Origin of the sequence: Halorubrum halodurans (assembly GCF_002252985.1) — an archaeon.
Classification (GTDB): domain Archaea; phylum Halobacteriota; class Halobacteria; order Halobacteriales; family Haloferacaceae; genus Halorubrum; species Halorubrum halodurans.
Genome location: NZ_NHPJ01000092.1, coordinates 35,975 through 57,628 on the forward strand (window position 1 = coordinate 35,975; position 21,654 = coordinate 57,628).

General features: G+C 69.4%; 18 protein-coding genes. 13 read left to right on the forward strand and 5 right to left on the reverse strand.

The window, feature by feature from the left end; all coding sequences use genetic code 11:
• Positions 1 to 12 precede the first annotated feature (12 nt).
• The 7 genes from DJ70_RS09485 (at position 13) to DJ70_RS09515 (ending at position 5,493) form a co-directional block, all read left to right on the forward strand.
• Complete coding sequence (locus tag DJ70_RS09485; RefSeq protein WP_094532302.1) at positions 13 to 714, forward strand: J domain-containing protein; 702 nt, start codon at positions 13 to 15, stop codon at positions 712 to 714.
• A gap of 96 nt (positions 715 to 810) precedes the next feature.
• Entirely contained in the window at positions 811 to 1,851 is a 1,041-nt protein-coding gene (locus DJ70_RS09490) for an NAD(P)-dependent alcohol dehydrogenase (RefSeq protein WP_094532304.1), read from the forward strand.
• Positions 1,852 to 1,916: 65 nt separating this feature from the next.
• Positions 1,917 to 2,393, forward strand: coding sequence for a hypothetical protein (locus tag DJ70_RS09495; RefSeq protein WP_094532306.1), 477 nt, complete (start codon positions 1,917 to 1,919; stop codon positions 2,391 to 2,393).
• A gap of 22 nt (positions 2,394 to 2,415) precedes the next feature.
• The gene (locus DJ70_RS09500; RefSeq protein ID WP_094532308.1) at positions 2,416 to 3,621 is read left to right on the forward strand and encodes a thiamine pyrophosphate-dependent dehydrogenase E1 component subunit alpha; all 1,206 of its coding nucleotides are present in this window, start codon (positions 2,416 to 2,418) and stop codon (positions 3,619 to 3,621) included.
• Between the two features lie 116 nt (positions 3,622 to 3,737).
• On the forward strand, positions 3,738 to 3,920 hold the full coding sequence (locus DJ70_RS09505; protein ID WP_094532310.1) for a hypothetical protein: 183 nt from the start codon (positions 3,738 to 3,740) through the stop codon (positions 3,918 to 3,920).
• Positions 3,921 to 4,154: 234 nt separating this feature from the next.
• Entirely contained in the window at positions 4,155 to 4,916 is a 762-nt protein-coding gene (locus tag DJ70_RS09510; protein WP_094532312.1) for a ribonuclease H-like domain-containing protein, read from the forward strand.
• A gap of 82 nt (positions 4,917 to 4,998) precedes the next feature.
• Positions 4,999 to 5,493 carry a universal stress protein gene (locus tag DJ70_RS09515; protein WP_094532313.1) on the forward strand — a complete coding sequence of 165 codons (495 nt, stop codon included), beginning with the start codon at positions 4,999 to 5,001 and terminating at the stop codon, positions 5,491 to 5,493.
• Positions 5,494 to 5,533: 40 nt separating this feature from the next.
• On the opposite strand, the gene DJ70_RS09520 is transcribed toward DJ70_RS09515, so the two are convergent.
• Complete coding sequence (locus DJ70_RS09520) at positions 5,534 to 6,724, reverse strand: polymer-forming cytoskeletal protein (protein ID WP_094532315.1); 1,191 nt, start codon at positions 6,722 to 6,724, stop codon at positions 5,534 to 5,536.
• 208 nt (positions 6,725 to 6,932) lie between these two features.
• On the opposite strand from DJ70_RS09520, the gene DJ70_RS09525 reads away from it, so the two are divergent.
• Positions 6,933 to 7,109, forward strand: coding sequence for a DUF5786 family protein (locus DJ70_RS09525; RefSeq protein ID WP_094532317.1), 177 nt, complete (start codon positions 6,933 to 6,935; stop codon positions 7,107 to 7,109).
• Positions 7,110 to 7,143: 34 nt separating this feature from the next.
• On the opposite strand, the gene DJ70_RS09530 is transcribed toward DJ70_RS09525, so the two are convergent.
• Positions 7,144 to 7,911, reverse strand: a complete 768-nt coding sequence (locus DJ70_RS09530) for a VOC family protein (RefSeq protein ID WP_094532319.1) — start codon at positions 7,909 to 7,911, stop codon at positions 7,144 to 7,146.
• A gap of 113 nt (positions 7,912 to 8,024) precedes the next feature.
• Here DJ70_RS09530 and DJ70_RS09535 point away from each other — a divergent pair, with 113 nt between their 5' ends.
• Together DJ70_RS09535 and DJ70_RS09540 are read left to right on the forward strand one after the other, a co-directional pair.
• Entirely contained in the window at positions 8,025 to 8,456 is a 432-nt protein-coding gene (locus tag DJ70_RS09535; RefSeq protein WP_094532321.1) for an EamA family transporter, read from the forward strand.
• 99 nt (positions 8,457 to 8,555) lie between these two features.
• Positions 8,556 to 10,001, forward strand: a complete 1,446-nt coding sequence (locus DJ70_RS09540; protein WP_094532323.1) for an MATE family efflux transporter — start codon at positions 8,556 to 8,558, stop codon at positions 9,999 to 10,001.
• A gap of 21 nt (positions 10,002 to 10,022) precedes the next feature.
• Here the strand turns inward: DJ70_RS09540 and DJ70_RS09545 are convergent, their stop codons facing one another.
• Complete coding sequence (locus DJ70_RS09545; protein WP_094532325.1) at positions 10,023 to 11,222, reverse strand: iron-containing alcohol dehydrogenase family protein; 1,200 nt, start codon at positions 11,220 to 11,222, stop codon at positions 10,023 to 10,025.
• A gap of 260 nt (positions 11,223 to 11,482) precedes the next feature.
• Here DJ70_RS09545 and DJ70_RS09550 point away from each other — a divergent pair, with 260 nt between their 5' ends.
• From DJ70_RS09550 to DJ70_RS09560, 3 genes are read left to right on the forward strand one after another with little or no spacing between them, the layout of a single operon-like run.
• Positions 11,483 to 14,653, forward strand: coding sequence for a tubulin-like doman-containing protein (locus DJ70_RS09550; RefSeq protein ID WP_094532327.1), 3,171 nt, complete (start codon positions 11,483 to 11,485; stop codon positions 14,651 to 14,653).
• A 7-nt stretch (positions 14,654 to 14,660) separates the two neighbouring features.
• Positions 14,661 to 16,103, forward strand: coding sequence for a hypothetical protein (locus tag DJ70_RS09555; protein ID WP_094532329.1), 1,443 nt, complete (start codon positions 14,661 to 14,663; stop codon positions 16,101 to 16,103).
• A gap of 6 nt (positions 16,104 to 16,109) precedes the next feature.
• Positions 16,110 to 17,849, forward strand: a complete 1,740-nt coding sequence (locus tag DJ70_RS09560) for an MSCRAMM family protein (RefSeq protein WP_094532331.1) — start codon at positions 16,110 to 16,112, stop codon at positions 17,847 to 17,849.
• Positions 17,850 to 18,199: 350 nt separating this feature from the next.
• Here DJ70_RS09560 and DJ70_RS09565 read toward each other — a convergent pair whose 3' ends face one another.
• Both DJ70_RS09565 and DJ70_RS09570 read right to left on the reverse strand, forming a co-directional pair.
• Entirely contained in the window at positions 18,200 to 18,814 is a 615-nt protein-coding gene (locus DJ70_RS09565) for a DUF6517 family protein (RefSeq protein WP_094532333.1), read from the reverse strand.
• A gap of 157 nt (positions 18,815 to 18,971) precedes the next feature.
• A complete protein-coding gene (locus tag DJ70_RS09570; RefSeq protein WP_094532335.1) occupies positions 18,972 to 21,557 on the reverse strand; it encodes an outer membrane protein assembly factor BamB family protein in 2,586 nt (861 codons plus the stop codon).
• Positions 21,558 to 21,654: the final 97 nt, after the last annotated feature.

Consider the following 21,654-nt stretch of genomic DNA (forward strand, 5'->3'; position numbering starts at 1 on the left):
GTTACCTCGGCCGTGACCGTGGCCGCCACCGGTGCCGTCCCGCAGTGGGTGTTCGTAGGGGTCGCCCTCGGCGTCGTCGCGAGCGTCGTCGTCGCCGCCGTCTTCTACGTCGGACACCGGCTGTTCCCGGAGCGGGCGTCGTCCGTCGAGGGGACGCCGAGCGGCGACGCGCGCCGCCGCGACGAGATCCGCGCGTACCTGACCGCGATCGGCGAACGCTTCCTCGAGGACCACGCGGTGGGCGGGGTCGTCGTTCCCTTCTACCTCCCGGCCCGCGGCGTCGCCGTGACCTTCGACGCGCACGACTACTTCCGGCTCGAGGGCGAGAACGTCCACGCCGTGTTGTGCGAACACGAGATGCCCGGCCGCGGGCTCGGCCGGCGGCTCCCGTTCGACGTGACCGAGCCCGACTGGGGCACCGACCCCGATCGGTCCCGACGGGACGGCCACGTCGCGGACGCGTACGCCGAGCTCGGGCTCCCGACCGACGCCGACGTCGACGCGGTGAAACGCGCCTACCGCGAGCGCGTCAAGGAGACGCACCCGGACCGCGGCGGCGACGAGGAGGCGTTCCGCCGGGTCCAGGAGGCGTACGCGACCGCCAGCGACCACGCGGACGGGAACGCGGCCGCGGCCGGTCGCGCCGGACCGGGCGATCGGTCCGGCCGTTCCCGTCGCGAGGACCGCCGGAGCGGATACGGGTTCGGGCGCTGAAACGGTCGCATGGCCGCCCGCACGCCGCTCCGCCGCGTTCGACGCCCCGTGGCGAACGAACGTTTATGCCGATCGGTACGCCAACTCGTACCACACATGCGCGCAGCCAGACTCCACGAGTACACCGACGACATGACGGCGGGGCTCTCGATCGACGAGGTCGACCGTCCGGCGGCGACCGGCGCGAGCGACGTGATAGTCGAGGTCGAGGGCGCGGGGTGGTGTCAGACCGACAACCACATCATCGAGGGGATGTGGACGGAGTACGTCCCGCAAGAACTCCCGATGACCTTGGGCCACGAGAACGCCGGCACCGTCGTCGAGACGGGCGAGGACGTCGAGCTCGTCGATCCGGGCGACCCCGTGATCTGCCACCCGGTCCAGACGTGCGGCACCTGCCGGCCCTGCCGGCTCGGCGAGACGATGTACTGCGAGAACGACGCGTTCAACGGGCTGACCACGGACGGCGGCTTCGCCGACTACCTCCACACGAGCGAGCGCTCGGTCATCCCGCTGCCCGACGGCGTCAGTCCGATCGACATCGCGCCGCACGCCGACGCCGGGATCACGGCGTACCACGCCGCGAAGAAGGCGGTCGCCGAGTTGAACCCCGGCGACCACGCGGTCGTGATCGGCATCGGCGGGCTGGGCCACATCGGCCTCCAGTGTCTCGACGCGATGAGCGCGGCGCGGATCACCGCGGTCGACCTCAAGGAGTCGGCGCTCGACCTGGCCGAGGGGTACGGCGCCGACCACCTCGTGAACCCGAGCGAGGCGGACGTGCCCGCCGAGATCGAGGCGATCACGGACGGGACGGGCGCGGCGCAGGTGCTCGACTTCGTCGGCGAGGACGTCACCACGGCGTACGCGCCCGACGTCACCGCCGCCGGCGGCGACCACCACGTCATCGGCTACGGCGGGCACGTCCACGAGCCGGCACAGGCGCTGGTGAACGGCGAGTTCTCCTTCGTCGGCAACATCGTCGGTCGGTACGCGGAGCTCCAGGAGCTGGTCGCGCTCGTCGAGCAGGGCGACGTCGACCTCCACACGAGCCGGTACGACCTCGGCGAGGTCAACACCGTCGCGGAGAAGCTCGAACACGGCGAGATCGACGGCCGCGCCGTGATCACGCCCTGATCGGAGATTCAAGCCGGCGTTTCACCCTCGAGAAGAACTATCCGACGCGTTCGTGACGTTCGCGTATGGATCTTCCGTCCGTCTCTCGGCTCTCGTCGTCGCAGCGGTGGTCGTTCCTCGCCGGCGTCTACGCGTTCGGCTGTGCCACCCTGACGGCGAGGCTCCTCTCCGGCATGCTCGGGCTCTTCGCCGAGGTGATCGGGCTGCCACCGGGGGTCTCGGTGGCGATCCTCGCGAGCCCGGCGCTCGTCGCCGGCGCGGGGATCTGGTGGGCGCTCGTCGAACGGCGCGGCGCCTACACGTATCCGGCGGGAGCCGCGTTCGGGCTGCTCACCGCGCTCGCGACCGGGATGGCGTGGACCGTCCGATTCGTCTCCGTCTGGAGCCTCGAGATGCTCACGGCCGGCCCCGTGCCGCTCCTCGTCGGCCTCGTGCTGGGGATGACGGCGCTCGCGGGGACCCTCGTCGGCCTCCCGATCGCGTACGCCCGCCGCCGGAGCGCGAGCCGGACGAGCCCCGCGACGACCGCTAACTCCTTGTGATCACGGAACACACCTGTCGGGCATGGACGAGAGCGACGACGCCAGCGACGACGGCTCCGTCAATGCCGCCCCCGCGGATCCCCTCGCCGACGAGGACGTCCACCGCGTGCTCGGGCCCGAGGGGCGGCCGCTGCCCGACGCGACCGTGCCGGCCCTCTCCGACGACCGGTTCCGGGCGATCTACCGCGACATGGTCACCACCCGCCGGTTCGACGAGCGCGCCGTCAGCCTCCAGCGACAGGGTCGGATGGGAACGTACGCGCCGTGTGCCGGCCAGGAGGGGTCCGCCGTGGGGTCGACCCACGCGCTCGAGGACCGCGACCTGATCAGCTACCAGTACCGCGAGCACGGCGCGGCCGTCGTCCGCGACCTGCTCGCCGAGTACCTCCCGTACTGGATGGGCCACGAGTCCGGAACGGCGGCGATCGCCGAGGGGAACGTCCTCCCGCTCAACATCGGGATCGCGGCGCACCTCCCGCACGCGGTGGGGGCGGGCTGGGCGTTCGACCTCCGCGACGAGGACCGCGTGGTGGCGTGTCACTTCGGCGACGGCGCGACGAGCGAGGGCGACTTCCACGAGGCGCTCAACTTCGCGGGCGTCCTCGACACGCCCACCCTGTTCTGTTGTCACAACAACGGCTGGGCGATCTCGGTTCCACGGGAGCGCCAGACCGCGAGCGCGACGCTCGCGGCGAAGGCGACCGCCTACGGCTTCGAGGGCGTCCGCGTCGACGGGATGGACCCGCTCGCGAGCTACGCCGTCACGCGCGAGGCCGTCGAGCGCGCCCGCGGCGGCGGACCTGCGGGGGACGCGAGCGTGATCGACGGCGGGAGTGCCGACGCGGCGGGGGCCGGACCCCCGAGCCGTCCGGTCCTGATCGAGTTCGTCGAGTACCGCTACGGCGCGCACACCACCGCCGACGACCCCACCGCCTACCGCGACGACGACGCGGTCGACCCCTGGCGGGCGATCGACCCGATCGACCGCATGGAGACGTTCCTCCGGGAGACGGGCCGGATCGACGACGAGGGCGTCGCGGCGGCCCGCGACCGCGCCGACGACCTCGTCGCGGAGGCGATCGACGCGGCGGAGGCGATCGAGCCCGACCCGGCCGCGATGTTCGATCACGCCTACGCCGACCTCCCGCTCGAACTCCGCCGGCAGCGCGACGAGCTGCTCACGGCGATCGAGGACCACGGCGAGGAGGCGTTCGACGCGGGCGAGTGAGCGCTGACGCTGTTACCAGTGAGGATAGGAGCAGGAGACGGGAGCGCGATCGGTCGTGTGACACGAACCGATACGGACGGGAGAAGAGTTAATCCGCATACCGTTGAGTGCTCCGTATGGACGACCGGCGGAACCTGTATGTGGCCGCGTTCGTCGGGGCGTCGCTATCGTATGTGTTCAACGTCCTCGCATTCACAGGCACGTTCGATACCTTTCGTTGGTTCGTGTTCGCCGCGATCTTCCTCGGGTTCACGTACGGGTTCGAGAGGTTCATCGGCTGGCAAACCACGTCAGATTGATTCTCCTTACCGTATCCGTCCGTCATATATCACACGGTGCTCTCAGCAGTCACCGAGAGACCCCGTGAGCGGGCCGATGGGTGAACTCCCCGAGATCCGGAACCGCGGTTCCGGATCTGGGGTCGTTGGTGTGAAAGAACGTCCACCGGACGATACGCCGCAGATCGAAGGGGCCGGCCGGATCCCGCCGGAGCCAACGCGGGGTTTTTGGCCGCCCGTCTCCCGGTAGCGGACATGCGCATCGAGAACAGCTTCATTCCGGTCGAGGGAGTCGGCGAGACCACGGAGCGCCGGCTCTGGGAGCGGGGCGTCCGGACCTGGGACGAGTTCGACCCCGCCGTCGACGTCGCCGGCGTCGGCTCCACCACGACAGACCGGATCGAGTCGTTCATCGCCGAGGCGCGCACACACCTCGACGACGGCGACGCGACGTACTTCGACCGGCAGTTCCCGAGCGGCGAGCGCTGGCGGCTCTACGAGGACTTCCGGGCGGGAACCTGCTTCTTCGACATCGAGACCACCGGCCTCGACGAGCACCGCGACCGGGTCACCACCGTGAGCTTCCACCGGGACGGCGAGACGACGACCCTGGTGGCGGGCGACGACCTCACCGCCGACCGGCTCCGCGAGGAGTTCCGCGAGGCCGACCTCCTGGCGACGTTCAACGGGGCGCGGTTCGACGTGCCGTTCCTCGAGACGTCCTTCGGGATCGACGTCGACACCCCGCACCTCGACCTCATGTACCCGGCGAAGCGGATCGGGCTCTCCGGCGGGTTGAAGCCGATCGAACGGGAGATCGGCATCGAGCGCGACCGTCCGGACCTGTCCGGGCGGGACGCGGTCCGGCTCTGGCGCGAGTACGAGCGCGGCGACGACGACGCCCTCGAGACGCTGGTGTCGTACAACCGGGAGGACACGGAGAACCTCCGGATCCTCGCCGACGCGGTCTGTGAGTCGCTCCACCGCGACGTGTTCGCGCCGGCGGTCGGGGAGTGATCGCCGGGGGGAGTGCCGAGCGTCGGAACGCGGGAATCCCCGACGTGTTTTTCAGCTGTCATCGAGAAGTGCGTGTGGGACCATGTACCGTGACATACTCTACCCGACGGACGGGAGCACCGGGTCGGAAGCGGCGGCGGAACACGTTCGAAACCTGGCGTCGGCGTTCGACGCGACCGTTCACGTGATACACGTGGTCGACACGCGTCACGCCGGGCTCGGGGCGAGCGGGGGGTTCCTCTCCGACGAGCCCTCGGCGATGAGCGCCCGGAGCGCCGAGACCGGCTACGAGGGGATGGAGGGATCGGACCTCGACGACGAACTCGCGGAGCGGGCGGAGACGGTCGTCGAGGAGACGGCCGCGGCGCTCGACGGCGTGGAGACGGTAACCGCCGTCGAGACCGGGACGCCGCACTCGGCGATCCTGCGCTACGCCGACGAACACGACGTCGACGCCGTCGTGATGGGAACCCACGGCCGGACTGGCGTCGAACGCTACCTCCTGGGAAGCGTCGCGGAGAAGGTGGTTCGGATGGCGGACCAACCGGTGTTGACGATACGTGGCGACGACACGTAGCGACGAGGGCGGACGACGTCCGGCCCGTCGGCCGGCGCCGTCACTCCCGAGACGGGTCCTCCTCGCCCTTCGATCCCGGCGGCCGGTCCGTCCCGGAGGACCCGCGATCGTCCGCGTCCGCCTCCTCGAGCGTCGCGTGTAGCGCCCCCGACGCCGCGGGGGAGGCGTCGTCGGGAGCGTCCCCCACGTCCCTCTCGGAACCGTCCTCCACGTCCCCCTCGGAACCGGACCCGTCGGCCGTCGCCACGGGGCGTTCCGGAGTGGCGGAGCCGGTCTCGTCGTCGCCAGACTCCGATTCCGGCTCTTCGACCGACTCCGATTTCCCGTCCGGTTCCGGGTCGGCGTCCGCGTCCGACGCCGAGTCGGTATCGCCTTCCGCTCCGTCGCCGTCGTCGGCCGGCCGGACCAGTTTCATCTCGCCGTGGGCCCGCAGCGAGCCGTCGATCTCCGCGCCGTCATGGATCACGAGGTCGCCGGCGGAGACGTCGCCGCGGACGTGCGCGTCCGCCTCGATCGTGACCGTCCCGCCGCGGGTGGTCACGTCGCCGTGGATCGTGGAGCCGCCCCCGACGACGACGTCCTCGCGGGCACGTAACGAGCCGAACACCTCGTTGCGCTCGCCGACCGCGATCGACTCGGCCCGGAGGTTGCCGTGGAGCCGGCAGTCGTCGCCGACGGTCGCGGGCGTCGACACGCGCCAGGCGTCGTCCGAGACCTCGGCGCCGCGCGGAACGAGGAGCGGGTCGCGGACGTCGTCGCCGTCGGCGAGGGCCTCGGCCAGCTCGTCGGCGGCGTCGGTCTCGCCGACCCGCAACAGCTGGGAGAGCACGATGAAGTAGAAGACGAGCGTGGGGACCGGGTTCCGGATGACGATCCAGCCGTTGGCCTCGAACCCCTCCTCGATCTCCACGTCGTCGCCGATGTCGAGGTCGCCGGAGACCATGAGCCGGCCGGTGACGGTCACCCGCTCGCCGAGGTAGGCGTCCTCGCCGACGAGGACGTTGCCGTCGACGGAACACCAGGTGTCGAGCCGGCAGTCGCCGTCCGCCTCGATGTCGTCGCCGACGGCGACGCGCTCGCCGATCGCGACGTTGCGGCCGCGGATCCCGAACTCGACGGTCGACTGCCCGCCCACGAGCACGTCGCCGTCGACGACCACGTCGTGCTCCTCGACGGTGGTCCCCGACGGAACCGAGAGCTCGTCTATCGGACCGCTCCGCCTCAGTGACACACCCGTGGGAACTGCCTCGGGAGACATAAACGATAGGGGCCGTCCGACGGGCGTCGGACGACCCGCGGTTCCGCGGGCTCGGCACCGGCACAGTGCGTGTCGTCGACAGCCCCGTGCGTGCGTCGACGCCGGCTCCGTGCGTGTGCGGATCGATCCCGAACCGCGCCGCGGTCATCGCCCTTTTCACTCCGCTCCGCGACCCGGAGGTATGGGATTCGGATCGTACGACGAGAGCGAACAGGGTAGCAAGGACGTCGAGACCGACGAGGACGGGGCCGTGAACGTCCACGAACACGACCACGACGGGGACGTCTCGGTCGAGGGCGACGCCGACACCGACGAGCTCGTCGACCGTCTCGGCGCGATGAAGGGCGACGACGAGTGAAGGCGCGAGCCGGCCGCGGCGAGCGCGTCCGGCCTCAGTCGTCGGTGACCAGCTCGACCTCGTGGCCGTCCTGGTCCGTGGTGAACGCGTAGCGGTTGTCACACGATGCGGGATCGCGGTAGTCGGCGGACTCGCGGACCATCAACTCCTCCCACGCGTCGTCGAGGTCGTCGACCGCGACCGCGAGGTGGCCCCACGCGTCGCCCAGCTCGTAGCTGCGGCCGTCGTAGTTGTAGGTGAGTTCGAGCGTCATCGCCTCCTTCGGGGCGTCCTCGGGCGCGACGAAGTAGTTCGCGAAGGTGTCGGCCTCCCAACGGTCGCGGGCCTCGCCGTACTCGAACTTGCGCGTCCAGTAGCCGAGCGCCTCGTCGGCGTCCTCGACGCGGATCATCGTGTGGTCGAGGCTCCACTTCGCGCCGTAGTCGCGCTTGACGATCTCGACCTCGTGGCCGTCGGGATCCTTCACGAACGCGTAGCGGTTCCCGCAGGACTCGGGGTCGCGGTAGTCCTCGACGCCCTCGTCCATCAGCTGGTCGTACGACTCCTGGAGCGCGTCCTCGGGAACGCGGACCGCGATGTGACCCCAGGCGTCGCCCATCTCGTAGGAGCGGCCGTCGTGGTTGTACGTGAGTTCGAGCAGCGCGCCCGCGTCGTGGACGTCCTCGGGGCCGAGGAACACGTTCGTGAACGTGTCCGCCTCCCAGCGTCCCTTCTCCTCGTAGTTCAGATGCGTTTGATACCAGTCGAGACTCTCCTCTAAGTCCTCGACGCGCATCATCACGTGGTCGAACGTGGACTCCATGTCCGTCCGTTCGGCCGCTCGACGCAAAAGCGTACTGAAGCGTTCCACCGCGGGCCGACGATCCCTCCGTCCTGGGTCGGCAGACACTTGTCGCCGCCGCCGCACCTCCCGGCATGGACACAACCTATCTCCCGTACGCGCTGCTCGCGATGGGCGCGTACACGTTCGTGTCGCCGCTCATGCGGATCGCGACGACCGGCCCCGACGCGATCCCGAGCGACGTCGCCGTCATCGTCTCGAACACGCTGCTCGTCTCGATGGCGGTCGGCATCGTCTGGTACACGGGACAGGGATTCACCTCGCATCTCGGCTCCCCGAAGCTCCTCCACGTCCTCGCGGCCGGCGTCTTCCTCGCGGTCGGGATCCTCGCGCTGTACCGCGCCCTCTCCCTGGGTCCCGTCAGCGTCGTGACGCCGATCTTCGCCACCTTCCTCGTCTTCTCCTCGCTGATCGGGGTCGTCCTCCTCGGCGAGTCGTTCTCGGCGCGGAAGGCCCTCGGGATCGTCTTCGCCGTCGCGTCGGTGTATCTCGTCTCCGGCACCTGACGGCGCGGACGACCGGAACGCCCCCGTCGGCGCGATCCGGAAACGCCCGCCGCGTGAGGAAACGCCTTTATCACTGCCGGAGAAGGGCCCGTACTCCCAGTGTCCTCCCTCCCGAACCCGTTCCGGCTCGTCGTCCTCTACATCGGCTTCGGGCTCGCTCGCCTGGGGCTCATCGACCGCCACCGGGTGGTCCGGACGACGGACCTCGCGTGGCCCCGGATCGTCACCGGCGTCGCGCGGATGTCGAAGAACGCCGTCGACGTGGCGATGGTCGGCGTCGCCATCGGGACCAGCGCGGTCGCCGGCGTCGGCTTCGCCGGGCCGTTCTGGGGCGTGGCGTTCGCCATCGGCGGAGGAGTCGCCGGCGGGACCATCGCGTTGGTCTCACAGCGCTACGGGGCCGAGTCGTTCCGGGAGCTCGGCGACGCGGTCCGGGCCAGCACCCTCCTCGTGGTCGCGATAAGCGCGCCCGTCACGGTCGTCTTCTGGACGTACTCGACCGAGCTCATCTCGCTCATCAGCAGCAACGAGGCGGCGATCCGGCTGGGTGCCGACTACCTGCGGATCGTCGGACTCGGAGTCCCCTTCGCGGGCTTGAACCTCGTCGGGAGCCGGGTGCTCGTGGGGTGTGACGACGCCTACACCGCGATGCAGCTTCGGGCGGGCGGCGCGGCGGTGAACGTCGTCTTGAACGTGGGGTTCATCTTCGGGCTCGGCTGGGGCGTCGAGGGGGCCGCGCTCGGGACCGTCCTCTCGAACGTCGTCGTCACCGCGGCGTTCGCGGCCGGGCTCGCGTGGGGTCGGCTCCCGTTGCTCGGCGCGTTCCCGGTCGCGATCGACCCGTTCGGGTCGTACCTCAACCCGAAGATGCTCCACGACCTCGTCGAGATCGGGCTCCCCGTCGGGGCCCGCAACCTCGTGTGGACCGCCGCCGAGTTCCCGATGCTCGCCGTCCTCGACATCTTCGGCGAGAACACGGTGGCGGCGTTCGTCATCGCCCGACGGATCTGGGGGATCATGAACACGCCGGGGTGGGGGTTCGGCCTCGCTTCCTCGAGTCTCGTCGGCCAGGAGCTCGGCGGCGACGACCCCGGCGAGGCGGAGGCGTACGCCCGCGACATCATCCGCTTCTCCGTCGGGACGTACCTCGTGAGCGCGGCGCTCATCGCGGCGTTCGCGACCGACGTCGTGGTGCTGTTCGCCGACAGCGCGGCGAGCCCGGAGGTCCCCATCGCCGTGAACCTGGTGTACGCCGCCTGCGTCGCGGTGATCTTCCAGGGGATCTCCGGCGGGGCCGCGGGGCCGCTCGACGCCGCCGGCGACACGAAGATCCCCTTCGCCAGCCAGTTCGTCGGGATGTTCCTCGTGTCTATCCCGTTGGCGTACGTCGGCGCGACCACCGGGCTCGGGCTGTGGGGGCTCTACCTCGCGTTCCTCGCCGAGACGACGATCCCCGCGGCGATCAACTACTGGCGGTTCCGGTCGGGCAAGTGGAAGGCGATAAGCCGGGCGTATCGCCCCGACGCGGCGGTCGCCGACGACTAGCGGGACCCCCACAGTCCGCGTTCACCACGCCCCGCGGAGCACGCCCTCGATACGCTCCGGGGTGGCGTCGATCCCGGCCGGCGCCCGATCCATCGGCGGGTCCTCGGCGACGAACGCCGCGATCGCGGGGAGGTCGTCCTCGCGGACGGCGTCGACGTCGCGGAGGCGGGTCGGGACGGGGAGCGCGTCGCGGACGGCCGCGGCCGCCTCGACGACCGCCTCCGCGACCGCGTCGTCGTCGCGGCCCTCGGCGTCGATCCCGAACCCCGCGGCGAGCGCCCGGCGGCCCGCGTCGGCCTCCTCGAGGAGGTACGCGAGGACGTGCGGGGCGACGACCGCGTGGATCGCCCCCTGTTGGACGTCGTACCGGCGGGCGAAGCCGTGGCCGAACGCGTGGATGACGCTGATCTTCCGGTCGATCTGGACGAGGAGCGCGCCCGCGACCGCCCGGTCCATCGCGGCCGCCTCGTCGCCGGCGCGGTCGCCCGCGACGACCGGGAGCGCCCCGGAGAGGAGCCGGATCCCGTGGATCGCGGTGGCGTCGCTGACGGGCGAGGCGTCGCGGGCGTACGTCGTCTCGATCCCCTTGTCGAGGCCGTTCATCGCGGAGCCGGCGAGGGCGGACCGGGGCGTCGTCTCGAAGAGGTCGGGGTCGAGCAGGTCGACGGCCGGCATCGCGGAGCCGCGCACCGGGACGGGCTGGCCCGTCGTCGACGCGGCGGCGGAGAGCACCTCGAGCGACCCGCCGGCCGAGAGGTCCGCGCCCGCGAACGTGGTCGGGACCGCGACCACGGGGAGGGCCGGATCCGCGGTCGGCGGCTCGATCGACCCCTCGCGCGCCTCGGCCTCGAGGGCCGCGAGATCGCGGCCGTCCGCGGCGAGGACGGCGGCCTGCCTGGCGACGTCGAGGCTGCTCCCCCCGCCGACCGCGACGAGGGCGTCCGCCTCCGCCTCGGCGGCCGCCTCGAGGAGTTCGAAGGCGGTCTCGGCCCGCTTCGCCGGCGTCGTCCCGTCGAAGGTCCCGGCGTGTCGGTCGCCGAGGCCCGCCCGGATCGGCCCCATGAGGTCGTCGTTCGCGCCGACGTTCGAACCGCAGACGACGAGCGCGTCGCCGATCCCCCGGTCGGCGAGCGACGCCTCGAGGTCGGCGACCCGTCCGCGTCCGTACAGTACGTCACAGCCGTCGTACGTCGACTCGAACCGGTCCGCGATCGGTAACATGCCAGTTCGTACCACGGCGACCGGTTTGTAGCTGTGGGAGAACGGAGCCGCGGGGAACGGATCGGTGCCGTGGAAAGCGGATCGGAGCCGCGGGGAGCGGATCGGAGCCGCGGGGAGCGGATCGGAGCCGTGGGGAGCGGACGGATCCGATACGTAGCCCGAGCGCGCCGATCGGCGCCGATTCGTTTTCGGGAGCTGTCAAAAACATATCCAGCCATCGAATAATTTATAGATTGTTGTAAGGATCGTTGAGTGTCAGCATGAATCTCCCAAGCCGGATATTTGCGATCGGGGGCGCTGGGAAGGCCATTACCTACGAGCTGCTGAAGGCCGATTGGGTCCAGGAGGCGATCCTGCGGCCCCGCCCGAATCCCGAGTCGTTGACCGTGACCGTGATCGACACGGCGGAGGAGGAGGAGAACCGAGACCTCGAACGGATCAAGGAGATCGAACAGCAGATCCAGGAGACCAAGGACCGCCTCCGTTCGGAACACACCGGTCGACCGGGGGAGATAACGATCGAGTACCTTCCGCTCACGCGGAACATCCAGCTCCACGACCAGAACGACCTCATCGGGGAGGAGGCGGTGCCGCGCATCGCCTCCGGGGTCGGCATGGAGGAGGAGAACTGGTGGCTCCAGCCGGAGTTCATCAACGAGAACCTCGACTTCGCCACCGGCGTCGTCCGGAAGCGCGGGCTCGGGAAGGGGCTCTACTACAAGGCGTACGCCGAGGACGACGACGTGCGGACGGCCATCGACCTTCCGGGTCGCGGGAAGGTCGCAGTCATCGCCGGCCTGGGGGGCGGCTCCGGCTCCGGGATCTTCATCGACCTGGTCAAACACCTCAAACGCACCCAGCGGACGGCCGAGATCACGCTGTTCGGCGTCCTTCCGAACGACGACGAGGGCGACGCGGAGAACGCCAACGCGCACGCCGCGCTCTCGGAGCTCGAGTACCTCAGCCTCCAGGACGAGGACCTGTTCAAGGACCGCATCCTCATCCCGATCGATCCCACCGGCTTCGGCGGAAAGAAGGCCAACATCCTCCAGAGTTCGGACGCCCTGCTCGAGTTCGACCGGGCCGCGATCTACCTGATCGCGACCTACTACAACATGATGGACATGGAGGACCCGTTCGCGGACACGCCCTCCTACGCCCCCTTCATCATCGGGATCCCGCAGGTCCTCCGGTACAACGTCGACGCGATACAGGACGCCAAGACCGTTACGAAGGACATCCTGAACGCCAAACAGGACGCCCTCGAGGCGGAGGCGGACATCTACGCGGGCGTCGACCGGTTCCTCTCGCGCGAGTGGAGCCCGGACGGGATGAACGGCGAGCTCCACGACTCCGACCGGACGGACCTCGAGGCGCGGCTCAACAACGTGAAGTCGCTGCTCGATCTCGACCTGTTCACCGAGCTCGACTACGAGTCGGTCTCGATCTACCGCGAGATCGTCTCGGAGGCGGAGATGGAGGCCGACGACATCGTCGAGCTCATCGAGGTGATCGGCGGCTCGATCCGCGCCGGCACCGCCGAGGTGAGCAGCGACGGCGAGCAGTTCGTCGACAGCATCGACAAACAGCTCGGCGACGTGATCCGCGACGAGCTGAATCGCCTCGCCCACCGGAAGGACCTCCTCGTGCGGCTCCGCGCGGTCGACGACAACCGCGTCGAGAGCACGATCAGCTACCTCCTCGCGTTGGAGGACGAGGGGATCAACGCGGGCGTCCGGCTCAACCAGCTCGAGGCCAAACTGGAGGAGGCCACGGAGCGACGTGACCGGCTCCAGTCCGACCTGGAGGACGCCGACGAGGAGCTGGAGGAGCGACGCCGCTCCCAGCAGGACGAGGTCGACCGCCGCGTCGACGAGTGGGAGCGGTCGGTTCGGCCGGTCTACGAGGAGTACGAGGACTGTCGGTCGATCGACGCCGAGCGCCTGGGCGACGACCTCGAGATGGCCCTCGAGACGTACGGTCGCGAGGTGAAGAACGCCGAGACCGAAGACCAGCTCGAGGCGGTGAGCGACGGACAGGTCCGAAGCACGCTCAACGAGCTCTCAGAGGAGTTCGACCGCGTCGGGATCAACGTCTCCGACACCGAACGGCGCATCAACGCCTCGCTGGCCGATCTGGCGGACGCCAAACAGGCGTTCATCCAGATGAACCAGGACGAGGGGACGCTCGAGTCGATCCTGCCGTGGGACACCTCCGGCGAGGAGGAGCGCAAGCAGGCACAGAAGAACTACCGGATGAAGCGCAACCAGCTCGACGACAACGAGGTGTTCACGATCTCCCGCGCCGGGGACTCGTTGTCGATCGAGCTCGAGTTCTCCGTCGGCAGCCTCCAGCGGACGATAGAGGAGGAGCTCGAGGACCGTCGCCGCGAGATCGTCGCGGAGACGCGCGCCGAGCTCGAGACCGACAGCCCGCGCGCGCTGGAGGAGGTCGAACGCCAGCTCGACTCGGGCGCGAACTTCTCCGAGATCGCTCGCGAGTTCGAGGCGGTGATCAAAGACGAGGTCATCGAGACCGACGACGTCGAGCGGCGGCGCGACGAGCTCCGGTCGGAGCTCGAGGACGCGGAGCACAGGGCCGACCTCTACGAGGGGACGGTCAGCCTCTTCGAGGAGCTGAACGGGCCGCGGGACGCGTTCATCAACGCGCAGAACCGCTACCGGAACCTGCGCGAGAACTACAACGAGAGCCGGGAGACCTCGGTCTCGACGGAGGACGAACAGTACCGCTACGTCAAGACCGTCAAGCCGCACGACATCCTCCAGCTCAGGGACGACGCGGACATCGCGGAGAGCAAGCTGTTCGACGACGAGACGGAGCGCCAGCGGCTCCGCGGCTCCCTAGAGGAGCTCGCGAAGAACGCGCACAACCCCAAGTACACCGGGATCCGGAAACGCCGGATCAGCGGCGACCGCTCGCGGTACAACGACATGAACATCGTCGTCGGGGTGATGAGCCGGGCGATAAACCAGATCGGCGACGTGGCCGACCTCAAGCCCGTCTTCCAGGGCGCGTACAACCTGGGTGCCGGCAGCGAGAACTTCGCGTCGTTCCCGGTCGAGGCCGGCGGCAGCTGGGACATCGGGCTCGGGATCTTCATCGACGGGATCTTCCTGGACAACCTCCGTGCGGAGGTCGAAGCCGACGGCTACCAGACCGGCTACCGGGCCAAGGAGGCGTCCGACGACACCGACATCCTGGTCCATCACACCTACGGCCTCGACGACGGATACTACGTCCGGCGGAACGAGGTGTTGAACCTCGAGAACCCCAACGACACGCAGTTCTTCCTCAGAGACGAGGGGGAGATCAAACGCGACCTCCTGGAGGAGCACATCGAGAACGTTCCGTTCACCGACGAGGAGGCGGAGGCCGACGCACCCTCCGAGACGCTCGACGGGGGGGAGTGATCGGTAGATGACGGCGATCGGTGAGTTCCTCGAGGAGAACGGCGAGAAGGTGTTTCTCGTCGTCTACTTCGCCGTGATGGTGATCGTCGCCGGGCCGCTGTTCCTCTCGCTCGGCGAGGCGTGGCAGGCGTCGGACATCGTCAGGCCGGCGATCCTCGCGTTGAACCCGCTCGTGGGCGTCACCCTCGAGCAGTTCTCCGCGCTGATGTTCGGGCTCTACCTCGGGCTGTTGGTCCTCGTGACCCTCGACCCGAAGAAACGGGTCCAGGGCATCCTGCTGTGGCTGGGAACCGTCTCCGCGCTCGTCGCCCTGCTGTCGATCGGGCTGTTCATCCCGAATATCGACTTCGCGGCCAACATCGTGTGGGTCCTCGCCGGCTTCGTCGGCGGCGGGCTCGTCGGCGGCGGTCCCAAACTGCTCGAGGTCCGGACGGCGAGCGCCCTCGAGTTCCGCCGGTCCGCGACGATCCTGTTCTACCTGATCAGCGCCATCGTCGTCGGCGGGCTGATCGAGTACCACGTCAACTTCCCGCAGTTCCTCCAGGTCTCGGCCGAGACCGTGCGGATCGTGCCGCCGAGCCCGACCGTGAGCGTCGAGTGGGCCAGCATCGGCGTGAACACGCTCATGGCGGCGGTGTTCGTGGTCACGCTGCGCCGCTTCGTGACGTACGACGCAGAGGAGAACTTCTTCGTGTTGGGTCCGCAGGGGTCGGGGAAGTCGCTGTTCCTCGTCGGGAAGTACCTGGCCGCGCTCGACGACGCGGTCGGCCGCGAGGCCGACACGCCGCTGAACCCGAGCAGCGACCTCATGGAGCTGGTCGGGTCGCTCGACGCGGCGTCGAAGGACACCGGCTGGAAGCTCGACGCGACCGGGCAGACCGACGTCGAGGACCTGAACTTCAACTTCGTCGACGGCCGCGTGTTCCCGAAGAACATCCAGCTGTCGAGCCTCGACTACGCGGGCGAGTACCTCGAGCGCCTCCCGAACGCGCTGATGAGTCCGGACGACGAGATCGACAACTCGACGCTCCGGCTGCTCGCCCAGCGGGTTCGAGACGCCAACACGCTGATCCTGATCATCGACGTCGAGCGGTACCACAACAACGAGCCGCTGGAGATAGAGCCGTACTTCGACATTCTGGACGTCGCCTCGAACAAGGACGTGCTGTTGGTCGCCACGAAGTGTGACATCCTCGCGGAGGAGTTCCGGGACAAACAGGCGCTCGAGGCACACCAGTACTTCGACGAGTTCCAGGAGTTCGTCAGCGAGACGCTGATCGAGAACAACCAGACGGTTCGGACGCTCGTACAGGACACCTCCGGGTCGAAGATCCACCCGGTGTACTACCAGACGACGACCGACGAGAACGGCGAACGCGTTCCGATGCGCGACCGCAACGGGAACGTGATGACCGTCGGATTCGACGAACTCCTCGAGAAAATGGGGTGACAACGGATGCCATCACTACGCGTATACGACACGAAAGGAAACGAACACTCGCCGACGGGCGGCGGCGGCCGGTCGAACGAACGGGTGAAGGACCTGTTTTACGACGGAGTGAGGCTGGCGATCGAGGCCGGCCGCGAGCGCAAGTTCACGATGTTCTTCCGGGCGCGAGAGACCCGGAACGCCCGCACCGAGCAGTTCTACGCCGTGTACACCACCCGCGACGGTTCGATGCGGGAGTTCATCGACGCGTTGAGAGACCGGATCGAGACCGAGTGGGGGTACACGATAGACGACTCCGCCGACGACATGAGCGTCTTCCGGGCGATCGACGCCGGCAACACCTCGCTTCCGGGCTCCGGTCAGGACAGGGCGATACTCGAGGAGCTCGTCGGGTCCCGCCGGGGCGGGACGGTCGGCGTGCGCGACGCCGAGAGCGCGCTCGGGCTCGTCAACGAGCTCATGGGCACGTACGACCGCGCCGCGGTCGCCGACTCGCCGGAGTCGAACGCGCTGTCCGACTTCGACCTGGTCGTCGCCCCGAACGGGTCGAGCGGCATCGCCCCGATCGGCGACACGGAGGGACAGTGGGAGTCGACGAAGGAGTCGATCCGCAGCCGGCTCATCGACGAGGAGATCGCCTCGATCAACGAGTCGGTCCAGACGCTCTCGCGGGAGCACGGCCTCTCGAGCTCGGAGATCCGGCGGCGAGTGGGCCAGCGCGTCCCGGCGTTGAGCGCGCCGAGTTCGGGCGGCTCCACGACCGACCGGCTCTCGACGTCCGGCTCCTCGAGCCGGTTCGACATGGCGGAGATCGGCAAGTACGTCGCCATCGCCGCAGTGGTGTTGCTCGTGTTGATCGGTGGGTTCGTCGGCGCGAGCGAGCTCGGATATATTGGTGGTGGGGGCGGTGACGTCGCTGCCACGGTCAACGGGACCGTCTACGGTGCCGACGACGAGCCGCTGACGACGGCCACCGATGTCACTCTCGAACCAACTGCCGCCTCCACCGGGAACGAGACCGCGCCGGAACCGGAGACGGTCACGGCCGAGAACGGGGAGTTCGCCTTCCAGAACGTGTCGGCCGGCAACTACACCCTGTCGGTCGCGTCGACGGAGCGGTTCGCGTACGACAACGAGTCGGTCGAGGTCCCCGGGAACACGACCGAGCTTGAGGTCTCGCCGGCGGACGGGATCGTGAGCGGTCAGGTCGTGGACGCGGAGACGGGCGACCCGCTCTCGACCGACGGCGACGGCGAGGTCGACGCGTCGATCGAACTCGTCGACGGGGCGGGCGAGACCGTTGCCTCCGCGACCGGCGGGAGCTACGAGTTCACCGTCGGTCTCGACGGGAGCTACACGCTACGCGCCAGTGCCGACGGGTACGAGTCGGCCGAACGGTCCGTGGGATCGTTCGGCGAGCAGGAATCGATCGAACTCGAATCGACGGGCGGGACCCAGGAAGAGGCGGAATCGACGGGCGTAACCCTACAAGGAGAGGTCACCAACGCCACGAACGGGAACGCGATCGAAGGTGCGACCGTCGATGTAGTAGTCGGTCTGGGGGAGGTTTATGAAGGGACGAGCGAGTTAACAGGGGATTACGAGGTCACCGGGATCCCTCCGGGTGACACGTACCGGGTCGAGGTGAGTGCCGATGGGTACGAGGAGGCCTCACGGCAGGTCGACTTCAGCGGTGAGAATCAGGTCTTTAAGTCGGACTTCGAACTCGAACCGACCCAGTCGTAACCATGCGTCCCGACCGAACCCTCTCCGGGAGCGACCTAACGATCACCGCCGGAGAGCGGATCGGGACGAGCACACACTGGGGAGACGTTCGACGGACGAACCGCCGACGGCAGCGATCCCGTCGCGATAAGAGTGCCTCGTGGCCGAATTCCGGAGGCCGAGTACGACCGGTTCGACTCGATCGCGGCACAGTAGCGGAACGTCTCCGGTCCCGAGACCATCAGAACGCTCGTCGACTGGAAGATCGGTCCCAAGCCGTGGGTCGCCGTCGAATGCGTTCCCGGCGAATTCGAGCAGTCGAGTTCAGAGGCCACCACTTGAAGCGGCATTCCTTTGATCGTTGAACAGCTCTATTCGTTTCCCTCCAACGATTCGAACAGCCGCTCGATCCGCTCGCGTTCGCCCTCGACGCCTGCGGGGTACGCGCCAGCGACGAGGACCACGTCCTCGCCACGCTCGACGATGGTGAGGTGGATGTACCCCCGCTCCTCGGTGCCGTCGGGGAGGACGACGGTCGCCTCGTAGACGCTCACCTCGGTGGTCTCGCCGAACACCTCCTGTTCGATCGTCTCGTCGAGCTCCGGGTCGCGGATCTCGCCCGCGTACTCGGCGCTGATCTCGCCGCGCGCCTCGTCGATCAGCTCGTCCTCGTCCATGTTGGCGAGCGGGCTGAGCTGCTGTCCCGCGGCGGAGACGCCGGGCGTGCTCACGACCGCGAACACCGACTGCTCCTGGCCGGTCAGCTCCGACTCGATCTCCCGGAGGTACGCGCGGACCTCGGTGCGCGCGGTGAACTCGCGGCGCTGGCCGAACTCCTCGAACTCCTCCTCAACGACGACCGTCTCGTTTCGGACCTGCTCGAAGCCGGTCTCCTCGACGCTCGACTCCGCCGGCTCGGCCGGCTCCGCGGACCGCTCGATCTCCTCCTGTGTCGCGATCTCGACGGCGTCGGTGCACCCGCTCACGGCGATCGCCCCCGCCGTTGCCCCCGCAACCAGAAATCGACGACGTGATGGCATTCGGTGACACGTTCTCCGTCGACAGATATATCACTTGTCCATCCATTCTCAGCGTCGATATCGAACGGAGCCGGTTCGGGACCACCCTGTCGGCGGCGGTCGCTCAGTCGAAGGCCGCCAGCCTGAGCACCCGCGCGAACTCGCCGATCGAGTCGTACCGCTCGTCCGGGTTCGGGTCGATGGCGCGGGTTATCGGTCGGTCGAGCGCCGACGGCACGCCGGCGTGCTCGCTCGGCTTCGCGGGCCGGTGGTCGGCTGGCGGGCTCCCGGTCGCGGCGTGATACGCGAGCGCGCCGAGCGCGTACGTGTCGGGTTTGCCCCGCCAGAGCGGCTCCTCGGAGTCGGAGAGCTGCTCGGGCGGGGTGTACGGCGAGGGCGCCCGCGTCCCGTGATCCGGCGTGTCCCGCACCGCCGAGAGGCCCCAATCGTCGACGAGGCCGGTCGGTTCCCCCGCCGACCCGAGGACGCGGATCGTCTCGGGCGAGAGGTAGTAGTGTCTGACCGTGTAGCGGCTGGCCTGCGACATCGCCTCGGCGGCGTCGACGACCGGCGACAGCCGGGCCGCGGGATCCGCGGGCGGGTCGTCGAGGAACTCGCCGAGCGTGGCGACGTCCCCGATCGGGTCGGTGAGCACCCACGGGTACGGCTCGGTTCCGGACCCGTACACCGTGACGATCCCGTCGTAGTGGCTGACGCTGCCCCAGTCGGTGGCGACGGAGCGGAACCGGTCGGCGAGCTCCCCGCCGTCCGCGGCGTCGGGAAGCGCCAGGACCCGCCCGTCGACGCCGTCGATCCGTTCGTCGGTGACGGCGTACGCCGCCAGCGGCCCGACGGACTCCAGCGGTTCGACCGACGAGAGCTCGTCCACCGCCGCGAGCAGCGCGTCGCCGTCCGCCGATCCGGCGTCGCTGTCGACTCGAGAGTCGTCGCCGTCGTCGCCCGCCGCGGCCGCCGCCGCAGTCGGCGACGTCGGCTCGCCGTCGACGCCGTCGTCCGCCGACGTCTCCCTCCCGGCGCTTCGCTCTCTCCCGGTGTCGCTCGTCGCCGGCTCGCCGGCTTTCGGTTCGCTCGCCGCGTTCGTCGTCGACGGTCCCTCCGACGGGGAGGCGGCGTCCGGTCCCGCTCCCGACGACGCGTCGGTCGACCCCCCGCCGAGGAATCGGTACGCCGCGAGCGCGCCGACCGTGAGCCCGCCGGCCGCGCCGAGGAGCCCGATCGTCGGGATCCGACCGATCGGTCCGGTCGACCCCGCCCCGTCCGCCGTCGAGAGTTCCCCGGACTCGGCTCCGTCGGTCGACTCGGTCGACGGGTCGACATCGCCGTCGTCCCCGCCGCCCCCGTCCGTGGATCCGTCCGCGCCGGAGGAGCCTCCGGATCCCGTCGATCCGGACGGGGCGCTCCCGTCGCTGCCGGAACCGCCACCCTCCGCGAACTCGACGCCCGCCGCCACGTGGTGGTGTCCGAGCGTCCCGAGCGCCGTCCGTGACCCGACGCCGTGGCCGTCATCCGCCAGGTCGACGACGGTCGGCGAGGAGAAGACCGCGTCCGTCGGGTCGTCGAAGAGCCACCGCCGTCCGCCGTCGTCGGTTTCGAACCCGTACACCTCCCCGGCAGCGTTGCCGACGAAGACGGTCCCCGCTCGGACCGTCGGCGAGGAGTTGACCTGGTCGCCGGTGTTCTTCGACCACACCGGATCGCCGCCCTTGGCGTCGAGCGCGTACAGCGACCCGTCGACGGAGCCGACGTAGACCGTTCCGTCGACGACCGTCGGCGAGGAGACGACGCCGGCCACCCCGTCGGTCGTCCACCGCGCGTCGCCCGTCTCGGCGTCGAGCGCGTGGAGCCCGACGTCGACGCCGACGGATCCGACGTACACGGTTCCGTCGACGACCGCCGGCGAGGAGAAGACGACGTCCTCGAGATCGGTACGCCAGGCCGTCGAACCCGCTTCGACGTCGACCGCGTACAGCCGCTCGTCGAACGAGCCGACGTACAGCGTCCCGTCGACGACCGCCGGCGACGAGGAGATCCCGCCCTCCGGGGACGTGACCCGCCACCGCTCCGTTCCGTCCGCCGTCGCGAGCGCGAGGACGTCGCCGGTTTCCGTCCCGACGTACAGCGTCTCGCCGTCGACGGCCGGCGAGGAGACGACGGCCGGCGACGGCGAGACGCGCCACGCCTCCGTACCCTCCCCCCGGTCGAGCGCGACGATCGCGCCGGAGCTGGCGCCGACGAACACGCGATCGGTGATCACGGTCGGCGAGGAGACGATCCCGCCGTCCTCGCCGTCGCCGATCTCGAAGGACCACACGGACGACCCGTCCGTCGCGTCGACCGCGTACAGCGACCCGTCCGTGGATCCGACGTAGGCCACGCCGTCGACGACCGTCGGCGACGAGGAGACCGCGTCTCCGGGCTCCGTGAACCGCCAGACTGAGTCGCCGGTCGCGGCATCGATCCCGTACAGCGACCCGTCGTCGGAGCCGACACAGACGATCCGGTCCGGCACGTGGTTCGTCGCCGACGCGGTCGAGAGCCCTCCGGCGACCCCCCACGTCGAGACGCCGGCCGCCGACGACACGCCGGCCGTCCAGCGGAGCACGGACCGCCTGGTGAACCGATCCCGACGCACCGCCTCTCCGGCACCGTCCCGATCGCGACTCGCCGCCGATCCGTCGGGTCCCGTCATGCCGAACAGTAGTCAGACCGATAGCATGAGTGTTTCCTCATCGGCCGGGACCGCCGTGACGCCACAAGAGCCATTCGGGTCCGCCACTGAGACGGTA